Annotated in this window: 13 protein-coding genes and 2 tRNA genes; 8 read left to right on the top strand and 7 right to left on the bottom strand. The window is 45.0% G+C overall.

The window, feature by feature from the left end:
• Position 1 precedes the first annotated feature (1 nt).
• Positions 2–2,770: an EAL domain-containing protein gene (locus tag INP79_RS03840; RefSeq protein WP_194752996.1), complete on the bottom strand. Its 2,769-nt coding sequence runs from the start codon at positions 2,768–2,770 to the stop codon at positions 2–4.
• Positions 2,771–2,987: 217 nt separating this feature from the next.
• Here INP79_RS03840 and ychF point away from each other — a divergent pair, with 217 nt between their 5' ends.
• Positions 2,988–4,073 carry a redox-regulated ATPase YchF gene (gene ychF / locus INP79_RS03835; RefSeq protein ID WP_194752995.1) on the top strand — a complete coding sequence of 362 codons (1,086 nt, stop codon included), beginning with the start codon at positions 2,988–2,990 and terminating at the stop codon, positions 4,071–4,073.
• Between the two features lie 53 nt (positions 4,074–4,126).
• On the opposite strand, the gene INP79_RS03830 is transcribed toward ychF, so the two are convergent.
• Entirely contained in the window at positions 4,127–4,744 is a 618-nt protein-coding gene (locus INP79_RS03830) for an HD-GYP domain-containing protein (RefSeq protein WP_194752994.1), read from the bottom strand.
• 161 nt (positions 4,745–4,905) lie between these two features.
• Here INP79_RS03830 and INP79_RS03825 point away from each other — a divergent pair.
• The 6 genes from INP79_RS03825 (at position 4,906) to INP79_RS03800 (ending at position 10,281) form a co-directional block, all read left to right on the top strand.
• Positions 4,906–4,982, top strand: a tRNA-Met gene (locus INP79_RS03825).
• Between the two features lie 156 nt (positions 4,983–5,138).
• Positions 5,139–6,341 (top strand): MFS transporter, encoded by a 1,203-nt coding sequence (locus tag INP79_RS03820; RefSeq protein ID WP_194752993.1) that lies wholly within the window; start codon positions 5,139–5,141, stop codon positions 6,339–6,341.
• An 82-nt stretch (positions 6,342–6,423) separates the two neighbouring features.
• Positions 6,424–6,493, top strand: a tRNA-Met gene (locus INP79_RS03815).
• 421 nt (positions 6,494–6,914) lie between these two features.
• Positions 6,915–7,925, top strand: coding sequence for an ABC-three component system protein (locus INP79_RS03810; protein ID WP_194752992.1), 1,011 nt, complete (start codon positions 6,915–6,917; stop codon positions 7,923–7,925).
• On the top strand, positions 7,913–8,425 hold the full coding sequence (locus INP79_RS03805; RefSeq protein WP_194752991.1) for an ABC-three component system middle component 2: 513 nt from the start codon (positions 7,913–7,915) through the stop codon (positions 8,423–8,425). The genes INP79_RS03810 and INP79_RS03805 overlap by 13 nt, the downstream gene beginning before the upstream one ends.
• Positions 8,422–10,281 (top strand): hypothetical protein, encoded by a 1,860-nt coding sequence (locus INP79_RS03800; RefSeq protein ID WP_194752990.1) that lies wholly within the window; start codon positions 8,422–8,424, stop codon positions 10,279–10,281. The genes INP79_RS03805 and INP79_RS03800 overlap by 4 nt, the downstream gene beginning before the upstream one ends.
• 5 nt (positions 10,282–10,286) lie before the next feature.
• On the opposite strand, the gene INP79_RS03795 is transcribed toward INP79_RS03800, so the two are convergent.
• Positions 10,287–11,834: a protein kinase gene (locus tag INP79_RS03795; RefSeq protein WP_194752989.1), complete on the bottom strand. Its 1,548-nt coding sequence runs from the start codon at positions 11,832–11,834 to the stop codon at positions 10,287–10,289.
• A gap of 706 nt (positions 11,835–12,540) precedes the next feature.
• Positions 12,541–13,296 carry an SDR family NAD(P)-dependent oxidoreductase gene (locus INP79_RS03790; protein WP_194752988.1) on the bottom strand — a complete coding sequence of 252 codons (756 nt, stop codon included), beginning with the start codon at positions 13,294–13,296 and terminating at the stop codon, positions 12,541–12,543.
• A 116-nt stretch (positions 13,297–13,412) separates the two neighbouring features.
• Here INP79_RS03790 and INP79_RS03785 point away from each other — a divergent pair, with 116 nt between their 5' ends.
• Entirely contained in the window at positions 13,413–14,318 is a 906-nt protein-coding gene (locus tag INP79_RS03785; protein ID WP_194752987.1) for a LysR family transcriptional regulator, read from the top strand.
• A gap of 143 nt (positions 14,319–14,461) precedes the next feature.
• On the opposite strand, the gene INP79_RS03780 is transcribed toward INP79_RS03785, so the two are convergent.
• The 3 genes from INP79_RS03780 to INP79_RS03770 all read right to left on the bottom strand — a co-directional run bounded on the left by INP79_RS03780 (position 14,462) and on the right by INP79_RS03770 (position 17,332).
• A complete protein-coding gene (locus INP79_RS03780) occupies positions 14,462–15,349 on the bottom strand; it encodes a DUF4394 domain-containing protein (protein WP_194753844.1) in 888 nt (295 codons plus the stop codon).
• A gap of 421 nt (positions 15,350–15,770) precedes the next feature.
• Positions 15,771–16,895 (bottom strand): hydrolase, encoded by a 1,125-nt coding sequence (locus INP79_RS03775; protein WP_194752986.1) that lies wholly within the window; start codon positions 16,893–16,895, stop codon positions 15,771–15,773.
• Positions 16,895–17,332, bottom strand: a complete 438-nt coding sequence (locus tag INP79_RS03770; protein WP_194752985.1) for a cupin domain-containing protein — start codon at positions 17,330–17,332, stop codon at positions 16,895–16,897. The genes INP79_RS03775 and INP79_RS03770 overlap by 1 nt, the downstream gene beginning before the upstream one ends.
• Between the last annotated feature and the right edge of the window lie 7 nt (positions 17,333–17,339).

Genomic DNA, 17,339 nt, shown 5'->3' with positions numbered 1-17,339 from the left:
GCTAGCGTGAAATAATCGCCGGATGCTGGTGCCACTCATGGTGCCAGCTCACAAATGCCTCCGGACGCAGCGGCGGCGAGAAGTAATAGCCCTGGCCGAAATCACACCCCATCTCCTGCAACATGCGCAGTTGACGCTGGTTCTCAATGCCTTCGGCAATCACCTGCATGCCCAGACTGTGCGCCATGACAATAATCGCGCGGCACAAAGCCTCGTCTTCACCTGAAGTGCCCAGCTCGCGCACAAACGAACGGTCAATTTTGACATAGTCGATGGGGAATTTCTTCAGGTAAGACAAGGCCGAATAGCCAGTGCCAAAATCGTCCAGCGCCACTTGCACACCCGCCTGCTGGTATTGCGCCAAACGCTCACTGACATGTGAGCTGGCATCCAGCAACAAGCGCTCGGTGATTTCAACCACCACCATATTGCCCTCGTGATGGTTCTTCGCCATTTCAAACAGCCAGTCCTCATTCTTTCTGTGCTCGGTGGCAAACTGCACCGGCGATTTATTCACCGCCACCTGGAACATCGGATGCAGCGACTGGCGCCACTGCCTGCACTGTGCAATCGCGGTTTTAAACACCCATTCGCCAATTGGCACAATCAGCAAATTATCCTCGGCAATGCAGACAAACTCCATCGGCGGGATCAGGCCTTTGACCGGATGCTGCCAGCGCAACAAGGCCTCTGCCTTCACCACCATATTGGTCTGCAAATCCACCACCGGCTGATACTCTAGGAAAAACTCATCATTATTGATGGCCTGGCGCAAATCATGCGACAAACGCATACGATGCTCAGCGCTTTGCTGCATGCGCGGCGTGAAATAGGTAAAGCAGTTACCGCCTTTTTGCTTGGACGCATACATAGCCTGGTCCACGCGCTTCATCAAGTCTTCTTTATTGCCCGCATCATCAGGGAAGATCGCAATCCCAAGGCTGGCCGATACATAAGCATGTGTATCATCCAGTTGAAACGGCTGTGATAAGGCTTCCAGCACACGTTGCGCCAGCGCCTCGACATGGCTGGCATGGGCGTCACTCAGCATCAGCACAAACTCGTCGCCCCCCAGCCGCGCAACCAGGTCTTTGTTACCGACGCAGCCGGTCAGGCGCTTGCCCGCCTGCAACAATAATTTATCCCCCTGGTCATGGCCCTGGCTATCATTCACCTCTTTAAACCGGTCCAGGTCTAAAAAGATAATCGCCAGCTTCTGGTTATTATTTTTAATGCCATGCAAGGCATGGTCCAGCCGGTCAAAAAACAGGCGGCGATTAGGCAAACCGGTCAGGGTGTCCACATTGGCATATTGCCAAACCACCTCTTCCGACTGCTTGATTTTCGAAATATCTGCCAGCGTGCCCAATATGCGCGTCGGCTTGCCCTGCTCGTCGTGCATCAGCACCATGCCGCGGTCAAACACCCACTTCCAGCTACCGTCTTTGCATAACATGCGATACTCAATCGCATATTGCTCACGCTCACCATCCAGCACCTGCTGGTGCAAATCCATCGCCACCGGTGCGTCGTCCGGGTGTATGCACTGGTTCCAGGTCGCCGGTTTATGGTCCAGCTCGTCGGCAGCAAAACCGAGTATCTTTTTCCAGTGATCAGAAAACACCACTTTAGACTCGAGCACATTCCAATCCCACACGCCGTCACCCGTGCTCTCCATGGCAAACTTCCAGCGCTGCTCGCTGCTGTTCAGTGCCAGGCTGTATTTCTCCAGCGCATTGCGTGTGCGATTACGCACCACAGCAAATTGCACCAGCGCGGCCAATAACAGGCTAATCACCACACCTAACACGCCCATATCATTAGCATCGCGGTAATCCGTCGCCGCTTCAAACGCAGGCGTAGAGCGTGCCTGCAAGCGCCACACTTGCCCGCTCACATTCAAGGTCTGCGCAACCGTAAACTCGGCCTCATTGTCATGCACATGCTCGTCATCAGAGCCACTGTGATACAAAGGCACCTGCCCTTCTTCACGACCCTGATCAAACACATCAAAATGCACCAGCCGCTGCTCCATCGGGTGCAAGGCCTCTGCCAGCAAAGCCGCCACATCAAAACGCAAAAACACCCAGCCATTCAACCAATGACGGCGATCACCCGTTTGCATGCCCTCATGATGACGGTATACCGGCGCATGAAAAATATAGTTTTTATAAGGCTGCACCACGGTGTTGGCCGCATAATGGCCAGACAGCACCAAACGGTCTCCATCACCCGCCTCCAGCAAATCGGCGCGCAATTGTGCGTCTAAAAAGGTGTTTTTCAGTAAGGTCTCACGGTTGGCATCGTTACGCGGCTCAACGTATAGCACCGGCGCAATCTCGTCATCGCCTTTAATGAAATCCAAGTGCTTGAGCAATTGCGGCAAAGGCATCTCCAGGTCTTTAAACGTTTCCGGATGATGCAGGTGGATGTATTTGATAAAGCCCAGCGCGTTCAGGCTGTTGTATTCAGTGCTTTTGAGATAGTCATCGACATAAAGCCTAAACTCTTCGGCGGAGACAAACTGTGAGGAAATATAAAGTTGCTCCACGCCCTTGAGGATCTGCCGGTAAGCATTGAGCCGTTGCTGGATGGCCTCGGACGCAGACTGCGCGGACTGCTTGAATTTGACTGCCTGCAAGGCCTCGGCATGATGGCGCTCGCTCATCCAGAGCAAAAAAGTGGTTTGCAAGGCAAATAATAATACTGCCGCCGCAATCCATCGCGACGACAGCACTTGTTGTAATGATGCCATATTGAAACGAAACATTTCTCATCCTTTATCAGGAAGGCGCATGACGCATATGATTATGCCCCCGCAGTCATGCATTTTCTTAGTTATAATAAAACTTAAATCTTGTTTGCATTTTGCGGCAAATCAAGATTCATTCTGGCTCTATCTTCATACTAACGGTAAAATATTGGTTTTATTCAATCTTTGCCGCAATATAATGCTGCGGCAACACTCACGCTAAGGTTCATCCACTATGAAATGCGGTATTGTCGGCCTGCCTAATGTAGGCAAATCCACCTTGTTTAACGCCATCACCAAAGCAGGCATCGCGGCAGAAAACTATCCGTTCTGTACCATCGAGCCCAACGTCGGCATCGTCGAAGTACCAGACCCACGCCTGCAACCGCTGATCGACATTGTTAAACCGCAAAAAGTACAACCTGCGATTGTTGAATTTGTTGACATTGCCGGTTTGGTCGCTGGCGCCTCCAAAGGCGAAGGCCTGGGCAACAAGTTCCTGGCCAATATCCGCGAGACTGACGCCATTGCCCACGTGGTGCGCTGTTTTGAAGACGGCAACGTCATTCACGTATCAGGCAAGGTAGATCCGCTGGCCGATATTGAAGTGATTAACACCGAGCTGGCGCTGGCCGACATGGAAACCGTAGAAAAAACCATGCAGCGCGAAGGCAAAAAAGCCAAAAGTGGCGACAAAGATGCCATCGCCCTGATCAAAGTACTCGAAAAAGTCGTGCCTTGCCTTAACGAAGCCAAAGCCGTGCGTACACTGGGCCTGGATGCTGACGAACTCAATTTGCTCAAGCCATTGTGCCTGATCACCGTCAAACCAGTGATGTACATCACCAACGTGATTGAAGGCGGTTTTGAAAACAACCCGCACCTGGACAAAGTGCTGGCCTTGGCAAAAACTGAAAACGCACCAGTGGTCACCATCTGCGCCAAAATCGAAGGCGAAATCTCCGAGCTGGACGAAGAAGACAAACTGCTGTTCCTGCAAGAGCTGGGCCTCGAAGAGCCGGGCCTGAACCGCGTGATCCGTGCTGCTTACGATTTGCTAGGCCTGCAAACCTACTTCACCGCCGGTGTCCAAGAAGTGCGTGCCTGGACCGTGAAAAAAGGCGCCACGGCCCCGCAAGCAGCAGGTGTCATCCACACTGACTTCGAACGCGGCTTTATCCGTGCCGAAGTGATTGCTTACGACGAATACGTGAAAAACAAAGGCGAAAAAGGCTCACAAGAAGCGGGCAAAATGCGCCTCGAAGGCAAAGAATACATTGTGCAAGATGGCGATGTGATGCATTTCAGATTTAACGTCTAACCATTAACACACCAATAAAAAAGCTGGGTTGTCCCAGCTTTTTTATTGCCCGCCTAATTGCCCGTCGCTTTAAATTCAGCGTACTCAGGCTTTTCAATCACCCGCGTGAAACACGCAAACAGGTCAGGATCCAGCTTAGTGCCCGACTCCAGATCCATAATCTGCATAATCTCCGCATGTGGCCGCGCGCCCTGATACACCCGCCGCACTGCCATCGCATCATAGTTATCCACCAGCGTCACAATGCGCGCCAATAAGGGGATGCCCTCGCCCGCGAGTTTGTCTGGATAACCAGAACCATCAAACCACTCATGATGATGGCGTATCACCTTGGAAACCAGCTCAGACCGTGGATGCTCGTAAGCCGCAATCAAATCGCCGCCTACCGAAGGGTGCGACTGCATCACGCTCATTTCAGCATCATCCAGCCTGCCCGGCTTCATCAGCACCACATCCGGCACCACAATCTTGCCAATATCATGCAAACTCGCGCCCAGTTCCAGCACATGCAACTCGTTGCTACTCAGGCTCAGCGCCAAACCAATGCCGTTCGCCAGCGCCATCACGCGGTCACTATGCAGGCGTGTATACGCATCGCGCTGGCGTAAAGCATCCGCCAACACCGCACTTAACTTGAGTACGCCACTGTGATTATCTGCTTCCCGAGTCATGCCGCTATTGTGCTCCAAATTTAAAAGTTGGCAAGAATACGCCAGAATCACAAGGCGGGAATGACAAAAATCAAAAAAGCAGAAAATACTTAGTCAAAAAGGTCGCAGTATCATGTTGTCGACCCATGATACAACTGCTATAATCGCCGTCTTTCAAATATGGTGATGTAGCTCAGCTGGTTAGAGCACAGGATTCATAATCCTGGGGTCGAGGGTTCAAGTCCCTCTTTCACCACCAAAATTCAAATAAGCCATTGATTTAACGTCAATGGCTTATTTTTTTGCCTCAACGCGACAATGGTTTTCAAGTAGCCGCAAATTATGTGCCCAAACCTCAGTCATAAAGACTGAGCTCATCCGCAATCGTATTCCATATAAATCTTCAAGCAAGCCCATGTCGAATTACATCATCACCCCAATCCAACTCTCTAAAACCAGACAGAACCTGATTATCTTCGCGCTCTCAATAGGCGCATTTGCAATCGGGCTGAGCGAATTCTCAAGCATGGGCTTGCTGCTTGAGATTAGCCGTGGGCTAGGCGTATCAGAATCCCAGGTTGGCGTTTCTATCAGCGTTTATGCTTTAGGCGTAGTGGTGGGCGCACCCTTGCTGGCTATCTTTGGTGCTGGGCTCAAAAGAAAAAACTTATTGCTTGCACTCGCCATGATGTACGCCATCGCCAATATTGCCAGTGCGCTCGCCCCTACTTACGGCACCATGCTGGTCGCCAGATTTATTTCCGGCCTGCCACATGGCGCCTATTTCGGCATCGCCTCGCTAGTGGCAGCGTCTATCAGCCCACCTTCGCAAAAAGGCATGGCCGTTACCAAGGTCATGCTTGGCCTGGCCGTGGCAATACTGGTGGGCAACCCGCTTGCGGTTTGGTTAGGACAACAATTTACATGGCGCTTAGCCTTTGCTTTAGTCGGCGTACTGGCATTCATCACCGTGTTGATGGTTAATTGGTCGCTGCCTTTAGACCCCAAAGAGAAAAAATCCAGCCCGATGGAAGAGCTGGCAGCATTTAATCGGCTACAGATTTGGCTAGTGCTGTTGATTGGCGTATTCGGTTTTGCTGGCATGTTTACGGTGTTTAGCTACATGGCACCGGTGCTGGTCAATGTCACCAAGGTGTCTGAGTCATATATGCCCTGGCTGGTTGTCGCCTTTGGCATAGGCTCAATCATCGGCATGTTGTCAGGGGGCAAAATTGCAGATGCCATGAAATTCAAAGGCGCATGCCTGCTGATTGTGTGGTCAATATTTGTGTTGGTGATGATTCCCTTCATTTCCGGCTCACTGCCAGGCATTGTAATCGCAGCCGTCGCAGTAGGCACCATGATGGCATTGCCAGTCACGTTACAAACCCATTTGATGGAAATTGCTGGTGATGCACAGGTATTGTCTGCTGCCGCCATTCAAGCTGCTTTAAATACCGCGAATGCTCTAGGCCCCTGGTTAGGAGGAATGGCGATTGACCATGGATTAGGTTACAACGTATTTGGTACGATTGGTGCGGCAACTTCAGTTATCGGGCTATTGATTTGGGTAATCTCGTTCAAATTGGCTCAGGCAAACGTGCATCATGCTAACTAGTTAACTAAAGCAATTTCTCCGGTCTATTTTGATACAGCATAAGCAAAATTAATAGAATTACGCCTTTAGTTTTTAATGTCAATGTAGCTCAACTGGTTAGAACACAAGATTCATGATCTTGGGCGAGGGTTCAAGTCCCTCTTTCACCACCAAAGAGCGGGGCTTCCAAGGATAGCAATCACTTCGGAAGCCCTTTCTCATTTATGCTGGGGCAACAGCCGGGCAACAAAAATTTAGTATAAGTCCTTATTTATCGCCCTCATCTACCCTATTAGCAGGGCAACAAATCATAGATACAATAGGATTAGATGCGAATAGCCCATGACCTTTTTATCGGGCTAATTACATAGCTTGTTTTTTGATGAGGCTTTTCATTTGTACCGGCTGTTAAATTTGTATTAGATCTTTAATTTAGCCTTTATAAACAGCAGCATTTTTTAAACATCAAGAGTGTATTCAATACTTTCTTCATGTAAAGACACTCAATAGCAAATTGTTATTTATAAGACTTCAGTTATTATCCTAAAATCAGCCATACATAATTACATTTGCAACTAATTAAAAGATCATGAAATGGTAAATAAGCAAATTTATTATCGCGACATTCTGGCTCTTGATGATACCCAATTAGAACAATTTGTTTTGGACTGGGTTAATGAAAAAACTAAAAAAACTTATTCCTCTGCTGCTAGATTTTCTGGTGCTGGAGATCTTGGTAGAGATGTTGTCGGTTTTCTTACAGCAGATAAGCATGAGGGTGCTTGGCATAACTACCAGTGCAAACAATATACAAAATCTTTAGGAACGGGATTAGTTATTAGTGAAATAGGAAAAATTCTCTATTACGCTTTTCTAACGAACTTTACAGCCCCCACAGCCTATTATTTTGTAGCTCCCCGAGGGCTTAATAGAAATGTTGAAAAACTTATATTCAACCCATCACAATTCAAAGAAAAATTAATTTCCGAATGGGACAATCATTGCTCTAAAAATATCATAAGTGGATCGCAGATAACTCTTGATAGCCAATTAAAAGCCTTTATAGAGGCTTACAACTTCTCGAATATTGGTCGCTTTAATTTAGATGATATTTTGAGTGATGACGCAATAGCCCCTGTTCTATTTAAATGGTTTAAATCAGATCCAGGAGCAGCCCCCAAAGGAGTTGTTCCTACTCAGATTGTAGACAATGAGTTGCCTTATATTAACCAATTAGTTGATGCCTACAGTGAGCGGGAGGGCAAAGTTTTTTCAACTCATGAAGAGCTTTCAACTTACTCAAGTCATCAAAGACACCTCTCAATTCAAAGAGAAAGATTTTACGATGCAGCTGCATTTAAAAGATTTTATAGGGACAATACCGACAACTCTGTAATTGAGAGCTTTGAAGAGGACATTTATCACGGTATTTTAGATACTCATGATTCTGATCATAAAGACGCACTGACCAGACTTACCAAAGTAATGGAGCAGGCTGCTGTTATTGCCCCCTCTGGCCCCCTCGCCACATATGCTAAAACTCAAGTAAAACAAGGCATCTGTCATCACTTTGCAAATGAGGATAAAGTCAAATGGCGAAAATAGATAAATTGAATGACAAGCCATCTCTTTTATTTAATAGTCAATTAGAGACTGGCATTCGTTCATTGGTTATCTTGGAAGCCGCATACCCAGACTCTTATGATCTCAATAAACTGACATGGTTAGACCATTTAGTTGTACATACAGGAGACATTAGCGGCCCTGCAAGCTTACACCCCAAGTTACCTCAAAGAAGTGGCGAGATGCTTGTTAGAAGACGATTAATTGAAGAGGGATTAATTTTAATGAGGAGATTTCATCTAATCAATGCAATTACTGATTCAAAAGGTATTTCCTATCAAGCCACAGATGAGGCATATGTTATTACTCGACACATGCGAACCGAATATTCCCAAGCGTTAATTGAAAGAGCAAAATGGGTAGTTGAACAGTTCTCCTCATTTTCTGATTATGAATTGAGAGATTTTATTATTCAAAAAATTGGGCGTTGGAATATAGAATTTCAAGAAAAATCAATAACTCTAAAAGATGATAATAAATGAGTCTGACGATAAAACAAATTGCATTTACTGGTCAAAATGTAGAGATTGCATTTCTTGAATTTGAATCTGGCCTAAACCTTGTCTATGGCGCTTCTAATACAGGAAAGTCTTTTACATTAAAAGTAATAGACTTCATGTTAGGCGGAACAAAGCCACTCCCAGAATTTAAAGAACGTAATGGATACGAAAAAATATGGTTTAGTTTTACATTTAGTAATGGTGAGATTTTTACGTTATCTAGGTCAATAAATGGAGGTGGCTTCGAACTCCATGATGGAATCGTTACAAATATCTCATTAATTAAGGCTCCGCAAATCTTAGGTGCTACTCAAAACACCAAAGCGACTCTAAGTCTTTCGCAGTTTTTATTAGAGAGGCTAGGATTTTCGGGGAAAAAATTAGCGAAAAATGTAACTGGAGCAACTGATGCAATAAGCTTTCGCAATGTGATTCCGGTTGCATTAGTTGATGAGACAGAAATACAAAGTGAAACATCACCTATAGAAAGTGGTGATCCGGTTTTCAGAACTAAAGAGAGAAGTCTTTTTAGACTTTTAATCACCGGAGCTGATGATAGCGCAATCGTTCCTATACTTGATGCTAAAACATTCTCAACATCAAAATCCGTGAGGATTGAAGTGGTCCAAGAGATGTTGGATATTGTTAAAAATAAGCTGTCCGAATATCCAGATTTAGAAAACTTAAGCTCTCAAAATGAAAAATTAGACTCAACATTTGAAAAAATACAAGAAGAGTTTGACGCGGTTCAAGGAACTATCAGATCACTTTTACAAGAGAAACAATCACTATCCATAGAGCTACCAAAAATTGGGCACCGGCTAGATGAAATTAAATTGCACCTTGAACGGTTTTCTACACTTGATGCTGTTTATATTTCTGACATTCAAAGATTAGACTCTCTAGAGGAGGCTGGATTTTTATTATCCTTAAGTAATGAACAAACCTGTGCTTTATGCGGAGCACCACCTGAGGCGCAGTCTCATGGTCATGACATTCAGAATATTGAAGTAATTCGCCTATCAGCTATTTCAGAAATAGCAAAGATCCAAAGCCAACGAACTGATTTGCAAAACACTATTGCAGATCTAAATTCTGAAAAAACTAAATTAAGTTTGGAATATTCATCATCAAGCACAAGGTTAGATGAAGTTGAGCGAAATATTACTAGGCTAACCCCTAGTGCAAATGAAACAAGAATTTCAGTCAGAGAAATCATTGCAGAAAGAGACTCTGTAAAAGAAGGCTTACTGCTTCTTGAACAAAGAAACACTCTTTTAGCAAAATTAGAAGAATTCAATAAACTTACAAAACCTTCGAAAGATGATCAACCGGTATTAAAAACACCAGACTCTTCTGTTTATGAGCTTTCTAAAATAGTCGGGGAAGTATTAACTGCTTGGGAGTTTCCAGGTAATTGCGATGTGAGCTTCGACCAAAGCACCCATGACTTAATAATTGATGGGAAATTGAGAGTAAATAATGGAAAAGGGGTGAGAGCTGTAACTCATGCTGCGTTTAAAGTTGCTTTATTGATTTACTGCAGAAGAAATACTCTACCGCACCCTGGTTTTGTAGTATTAGACTCCCCACTACTTACATATCGTGATCCAATGAAGAATTCTAATGTTACAGCTTTAACAGCAGATGAAGAATTATTGGCAAAAAGCTCATTGAAGACTAAGTTCTTTGAGCACTTATCCTCAATCAAACATTTAGGTCAATTCATAATTCTTGAAAATATTGATCCTCCAAGAAATATAGGTAGTTTAGCTAATGTTCAAATATTCTCTGGCAGCGACTCATTAGGTCGTGATGGACTCTTTCCACTAAAATAAATCTCCTATAACCACTTTGATATTTCTGGATTCAGATGCCCGCGCGTCTCTTTAAAATATTCTTCAAGGTTAACGGTTTGAATCTCAGAGTTCAGAATTATTGATTGTAGAAACTTACCTGTTGGATGCCTGTCCATCATATATGCAGTAGGTGTACCTTCAGGCACCACAATATATGCAAACGGCTTAAGATGCCTTACTCTATCACTGAATAGCTCTCTACTTACAGGTATCACTGTACCCTGATTATCATAATAACCATTTCTAGTTTCACTACAATCAATGTATTGATCACTCCAAAAAACCGCTGCATCCATACGCCACTCCTCAGGTATTTCTCTAGCTATTTGATTCCCGGTGGAATCTACAATTTCAAATGGCTCTGATGGTTCAATCAAAAGAACAAAGAAGTTCCTGTATGGGTAATGACTATCCCGATAAATAATTAACTTTTCGACATCCAACTCCTCCTCACCACAAAAAAGCCATTTACCGTTTTCCAGTTCAGTTAAATGCTGGTATGTATTATCCCCTTCGTTAACTGACATATACCAAAAATCATCTGGATTACATTCATTGTTAAAGTTGGAAAAGAATTTCCTCATTTGAGTTTCGTCGGAGATAGAAAGAACTCCGTTAATTTTCGGGAATGTGCGCCTAATAACATCATCGAATTTATGTAATACGTTCCATAAGTTCTTAGGCGCTGGCTCTTTTAAATTTTCTAGAAATGAATAAATTTGATCGACAGACTGAAATCTTTCAGTGGGATTATTTTTGAGACATTTATTAACAACTGAATCTATCCATCTTAGTTTCTCTGACGATTGACTATTGGATATTTTCTTGCGATCTAGTCCCCGTACAATTTCTCCTGCTAGATACCATTGCATGACTTGACCAAGCGAGTAAATATCATTTGGCTCAATAGCAGGATCTTTACTGTTTACTTGCTCCGGGGCACTGAAAGAAAAGTTTGCCAACCTTTCTGAGGGGGTTGTTTTTGCCAGTTTAGGAAAGTCTTCATCTGAAAAATGTGCGATTCCTAAATCGCCGATGACAAACTCGCCTTCAAGCTGATCAAAAAAAATATTTTGTGGTTTTATATCTCTATGAATGATTTTATTTTCATGAAGGTGCTTAAGTGCCTGCAACAAATCTTGAAATAATTTCCATCCTTTTTTACTTTTGATTTCTTCAGTTTCTTGGCTGATGCTACCAAGACCATGTAAGCTTTTTTGATACGCCTTCATTACGATAATGTAATAATTATCATCATTCACTGAAACAGAATCAAAGTGATATGTCTGTACAATATTCTTATGTGTTGCAATCTGTATTGCACAGAAATACTCATCTTTAAATCTATTTAGCTTCTTTGAATCAACATTATGTTTTAGGAATTTTATTGCGAAGCTTTTGTTTCCTTTTTCGAAAAGATACACAAAGCTATTGCCACCCTCTCCTAGACTATCTATATAAGTAAAGTCACCTAAACTTGTACTCAGTGTTTTTAATTGTTGAAGGGCATTACTTAAGCTAATTACTTTCATTATTTTTCTTAATTCTTAAATTTAGTTTGAATACATATTTTGAATTTCTCAGCCTACCATAGCCATCTATTAGCTTCAATTTAAAAAAAACTCATCACCCTCTGAGTCATGTATTTTGGGTGGCCATGCTAGCTTAAGAGGACTATAAACTAGTAAATGATGACTCCTGGGGCAACACCAGGGCAACAGAAAGAGTGCTAAAAATTGCTACAAGATGCTAGCCACTGCTACGTGGATTTTTAAAATATATAATAAAAACATGCAGTTAAATAAAACCTTCATATTTAACAATGACTTAAAAAACGGGTTAGGATGGATTCATAATCCTGGGGTCGAGGGTTCAACTCCCTCTTTCACCACCAAATACAAAACGGCTTCCAGAGATGAAGGCCGTTTTCGTTTACACTACTTCTCGTATGAGTAGCCACGTAGTAGCCTTTTATCTATTACAGCTTCAGAACTGAAAAACAACAAAAAATAATTTCTTCGTTTTTGAATTTAACTTTTAACATTAATTATTTCTTTACTTCAATGTCCTTTAAATCTAGTTTAGGCGGACATCAAGCCGCCGAGGTACAGCGGCACGCTCTTCACCTTGTCGGCTTGATAATCTAAAATGGGATTGCTAGTGGCTTGTTGTCGTTTGGCAAATGCGCCACAATCATTGGCGCATTTGCTTCGGCAGGTGCATCTATTCCTTTCAAACCTAAATCTGAGCCAGGCCACCATCGACAAAGAACTCAATGCCGTTGATGAAGCTGGCATCAGGTGATGATAAAAACGCCACGGCTTTTGCTACTTCGTCAGGATCCCCCACTCTGCCCATAGGTACTTGAGAACCTAAATAATCCAGCAGGCCTTGTTGTTGCACTGGGTCGTTACCGGCCAGTTCTACCAAACCTGGTGTTTTAATCGGGCCTGGGCTGACGACATTGACACGAATGCCGCGGTCTTTGAGGTCTAAAATCCAGCTGCGGGCGAGGTTGCGAATGGCTGCTTTGGATGCACTGTAAATACTAAACGCGGCGGTGCCTTTCACGCTGGTGGTTGAGCCAGTTAATACAATGGATGCGCCATCTTTAAGTAAGGGCAATGCTTTTTGTACGGTGAAAATCACGCCTTTGACATTTCTGCCAAAAATGTCTTCGTAGTGATCTTCGGTAATGGCGCCCAACGGCAGCATATTACCGCCACCCGCGTTGGCATAGATCACGTCAATTTGGGAGTGGTTTTGCTGTACTGCGTCATAGAGTCTATCAATATCCGCCAGTTTAGACATATCGGCCTGAATCCCTTTTACCTTACCACCTATGGTTTTGATGGCGGCTTCTAACTCGGCTTGTCTACGGCCTGTGATATAGACATTCGCGCCCTGGTTTGCAAAGTGTTTGGCTGTTGCGAGGCCGATACCGCTAGTACCACCAGTAACCACGACGACTTTATTTTCAAATGTTGCTGACATGATGTTTCTCCTTGAGTAATTAAATAAACGTGACTGCATGGATGAAATATTGCCAGTGAGCCAATAAATGCACTAGACTGCTTTCGTGAGTTTAATTGTTCCAAAAATGAGCCAATATGCGTGATATTAATGATTACATCCTGTTTGCGGAGGTGGTGAGTGGCGGCAGTTTTGCGGCTGCCAGCAGACGTGTGCGCATTCCAAAATCCACCATCAGCAGAAGAATTGGCCTGTTAGAAGAAAGGCTGGGCGTGCGCTTGATCGAAAGATCGACCAGGCGATTCCGCGTGACTGAGATCGGGCAATCGTTTTATGAGCGTTGCAAAGTCATTATGCTGGATGTGGAGCAGGCTGACTCTATCGTTTCTGAGTCGCTCAGTGAACCCAAAGGCTTAGTAAGATGCAGTTGCCCGTTAGGCTTGTACGAAACGCTGGCGCCCATTTTTTCTTCATTCCTTCTGGCTTACCCGCAAGCCAGATTACAACTGGTCGCCGGGGATAATCCGGTGAACCTGATTGAGGATAGAATCGATGTCGCCATCAGGGTGCGCACGGTATTGGATACCGATGGCTCTTTGGTGATGAGAACACTTGGGCATTCCGAGCGCATTTTGGTCGCTTCACCTGCGTTTGCGAGCAAGGTGGATCAATCCAGCCTGGATAATTTATCCGCCTTGCCAACCATCGCGACTTCAGACCAGAATCATGCCATCGAATGGCAATTCCACCATGCGTCATTAGGGACAAAATCTATCAGGCATGAACCCATATTGAGTTGTGTGGATTTTTCAACCGTGAGAGAAGCCGCCATTGCTGGCATTGGGGTGGCGTTATTGCCTGACCATACATGCAGCCAAGCGTTAAAAAATGGAAGATTAGTCAGAGTGTTCCCGGAGTGGAGAACGACCTTGGGCATTCTGCACATTGTATTCACCACCCGGCGCGGGCTGCCGCCAGTGGTGCGTGCATTTATTGATCACTTGGCGAGTCAAGTGAAGCAAACTGGCTGCACCATCAATTAGCTGTACTAACTCACACCTGATTGCCGCTTTCCATATATCTAGGTATTACGCACTTGGACTGCTGCAGACTTTGTCACATTCATATAAAAAAGGCCGATGCGAGTAAGCATCGGCCTGTGAAGGCTTAATGATTTAGCTGTGTATTATGCGCGTTGACGAGCGCGACGTGTGACCACACCAGCCATCAGACCCAGGCCTGCCAGCAGGAATGCAACGTTTGTTGGCTCAGGCACAGTGGCTACGCCAGTCAACCCATTGAAAGTGCCGTTTAAAGTAGTGATATAAGTAGCGGCACCGGTCATCAGGTTAATCGAAAACAATTGCGAATCCAGGGTGCCATTATCCAGGTTGAACAAGGCATAGGCCTTACCGTTGCCAAGAATGTCAAAGCCATTCGCAGACAACGCATCTATACCCAATGCGCCAACGGTCTGGATGCCACCAGCCCCGGCCGGGTTATTAAATCCACTCGCCAGAAAGTTTAATGAGTCTGTGGTGGTATTCACGTAATACAACCCCGTGCTGGCTGGGGTAACGCCAGGATTTGAATTTGTGTAAGCAACGGCGGTATAACCACTGCCAATATTTGCACCGGCGGTATTGCCTACCACGCCTGTATTGGCGTTAACCGCATAGTTGTTGCCAGTGCCCGTGACTACACGTAGCGAAGCGTTACCAGCAAAATCTGCAACCGGGTTAAAGTCGATGCCGATAGACTGCCCGGTCAGGGAGGCGCCGGTGAGGCTACTCTTGAAGGTTGCTGCACCAGTGGTCATATCCAGTGTATACAACCTGTTCTGGCTGGTGAGCCCATAGACCAAGCCATCAGTTGGCCTGAGGTCAACGCCCAGCAATCTTTCATTCGCTGCCAACCCTGAAATATTGATGTAGGAAACCGCACCTATATTCAAGGTATCAATCACAGCAATGCTGCTGCTGTTCACGCCATATAATGTATCTGCATTTACTTGGGAAGCTGCCACTAGCAAACTTGTGCCCAATATTGCGTTGTAAATAACACTCTTCTTCATGCTAACCTCTCTCAAAAAATATATTTTCAATTATTAAAATGACTTACAAAACAGTGTGGTCTTAACCGGAGGAAGCTTTATCCAAGCCAAGCCCACACCACTTACGCTCCCAACATCAACCTCAAAAAGTCGTTTTTATGTCCATTGCCAAACGGCTTATAGCAACCACACCCAAGAAATATTCTCACGTAACAAATTATCGCGTTAATAAAATAGCTGTAATCGCGCACACAAATGTGCTGCTTCAGCCGATGCTTAATTCGAGAGTGAAAAACTTTTCTCGTAACTGATATACGTAATGCATCTGAAAATGGATGCAGTCAGCACTTCATTATTTACTTTAGTGTTGACTAATCGTTAGAAAATGAGATCAAAGAGATGTCCTCACGGACCGGTGAGGGAGATTGTTGATTATTTGAGATTACTGATAAAGCGATGCAGGATGAAAATGCATCAGTGGATCGACCACAGCGTCTAATTGCGTATGGTCTGTGGCATCAAAAAAATTGAAGATGCGCTCTGCAAGCCATGGAGATTCTTTATCGCCATGCCCGTAAAAGCCTGCATGACCGCCCTCAGCTTGATAATCCAGATGAACCGTGCTTGATACTTCTGCTTCTGTGGGCAAGCTTTCAAAGGAGACAAAAGGATCATTCTTGGCATTTAAAATGAGCGTCTCCGTTTGTATGGCAGGCAACCACGGCTTGGAAGCGTTCACGTCATAATATTCGTCGGCATTGTTTGTACCGAACAACACCGAGGTCACCGCGTTATCCATGTCTTGAACGGTACTGACTGCCTGTATCCTTCTGGCATCCAGATAGTCAGGAAAGCGCTCGGCCATTTGCAACGCTTTTGGCTTCATCGTCGCGACAAAGTGTTTGCTGTATAACAAATAATTAACGCCCTTATCAAGACTGTGCGCCGTTTGCTTTAAATCGATGGGCGCTGAAATGGCCGCCGCCGCTTTGACTAACCGACGCGCATCATTCGGATATTGACCCAGCCACTTTAAGAGTGCATTACCGCCCAATGACACCCCTGCCGCATAAATAGGGTTTTCGGGGAGTTTTTGATGAATGATTGAAATGAAGGTATTGATCTCTTCAGCATCCCCGGCATAGTACACTCGGGGCAGCCGATTGGGTTCGCCTGAACAGCCCCGGAAATGAACGACTAAACCAAGCCAGCCGCGCTGCTTGGCCGCAGACATGATCACACGGGCATAATGACTTTGCGAGCTCCCTTCCAGGCCGTGAAATAACACCAATACGGGCTTGCTCTGCGCTTTATCTGGCTGCTCTGGTGGCTCGGTCCAATCAACATCCACAAAGTCTCCATCAGGCAACTCCCAGCGCTCCCTGACATATGTCTGCTTTGCAACCTGCGGAAACAGCGAGGGAACGATGGTTTGCAGATGCCCACCGATTTGCCAGATCGGCGCCTTAAATTCATTGGCTGCCAAGCCGCTTGAAGCAGAAAAGATGAATGCTGCCATGATCAGGATTAAATAAATGGTCCTCATTGGTGCAGGTGGCTGACGCATCAGTAAGTCTTGATCAGGAGCGTGCAACCGTTTTCAGTGCGGATTTCTTTATGAAACGTTCCCGCACCCGCAAAGTGATAATCGCCGTTCTTACAATGAATCCCATCCAGCCATACCTCGCCATCAACCACAAAGGTTTCTTCATTTTTTTGATGGTCGTGATACGGGATACTTGTGTTTTGTTCGAGTTTGAGCAGAAACGATTTGGCTTCGGCATCGCTTTTCAATACTTTGATTTGTATCCCGTGCTTGATGGATTTCCAGTGACCCTGCTCTGAAAATACAAAAAACTGCGAATCACGGCTCTGCGAAACCCGTTGCATCAATTTGGTTTTAATCTGGTTTTTAGTCTCGCGCTGAGGCGCCAAATCTGGCGTCGCCTCAAACAGCTCAAGAAATAAATCAAAATCCAAGGATTCGGGTTTATTGGTTGTCATCTCTTTA

The organism is Methylophilus sp. QUAN (assembly GCF_015354445.1).
In the GTDB taxonomy this organism is placed as follows: Bacteria; Pseudomonadota; Gammaproteobacteria; order Burkholderiales; family Methylophilaceae; genus Methylophilus.
The sequence above is the reverse complement of the archived record's forward strand: the minus strand, read 5'-3'. Positions and strand labels throughout refer to the sequence as shown.

Bases quoted from the DNA above. Each gene is read 5' to 3' on its own strand.
- INP79_RS03840 (WP_194752996.1), bottom strand. From the start codon at position 2,770: ATGTTTCGTTTCAATATGGCATCATTACAACAAGTGCTGTCGTCGCGA.
- ychF (WP_194752995.1), top strand. From the start codon at position 2,988: ATGAAATGCGGTATTGTCGGCCTGCCTAATGTAGGCAAATCCACCTTG.
- INP79_RS03830 (WP_194752994.1), bottom strand. From the start codon at position 4,744: ATGACTCGGGAAGCAGATAATCACAGTGGCGTACTCAAGTTAAGTGCG.
- INP79_RS03820 (WP_194752993.1), top strand. From the start codon at position 5,139: ATGTCGAATTACATCATCACCCCAATCCAACTCTCTAAAACCAGACAG.
- INP79_RS03810 (WP_194752992.1), top strand. From the start codon at position 6,915: ATGGTAAATAAGCAAATTTATTATCGCGACATTCTGGCTCTTGATGAT.
- INP79_RS03805 (WP_194752991.1), top strand. From the start codon at position 7,913: ATGGCGAAAATAGATAAATTGAATGACAAGCCATCTCTTTTATTTAAT.
- INP79_RS03800 (WP_194752990.1), top strand. From the start codon at position 8,422: ATGAGTCTGACGATAAAACAAATTGCATTTACTGGTCAAAATGTAGAG.
- INP79_RS03795 (WP_194752989.1), bottom strand. From the start codon at position 11,834: ATGAAAGTAATTAGCTTAAGTAATGCCCTTCAACAATTAAAAACACTG.
- INP79_RS03790 (WP_194752988.1), bottom strand. From the start codon at position 13,296: ATGTCAGCAACATTTGAAAATAAAGTCGTCGTGGTTACTGGTGGTACT.
- INP79_RS03785 (WP_194752987.1), top strand. From the start codon at position 13,413: ATGCGTGATATTAATGATTACATCCTGTTTGCGGAGGTGGTGAGTGGC.
- INP79_RS03780 (WP_194753844.1), bottom strand. From the start codon at position 15,349: ATGAAGAAGAGTGTTATTTACAACGCAATATTGGGCACAAGTTTGCTA.
- INP79_RS03775 (WP_194752986.1), bottom strand. From the start codon at position 16,895: ATGCGTCAGCCACCTGCACCAATGAGGACCATTTATTTAATCCTGATC.
- INP79_RS03770 (WP_194752985.1), bottom strand. From the start codon at position 17,332: ATGACAACCAATAAACCCGAATCCTTGGATTTTGATTTATTTCTTGAG.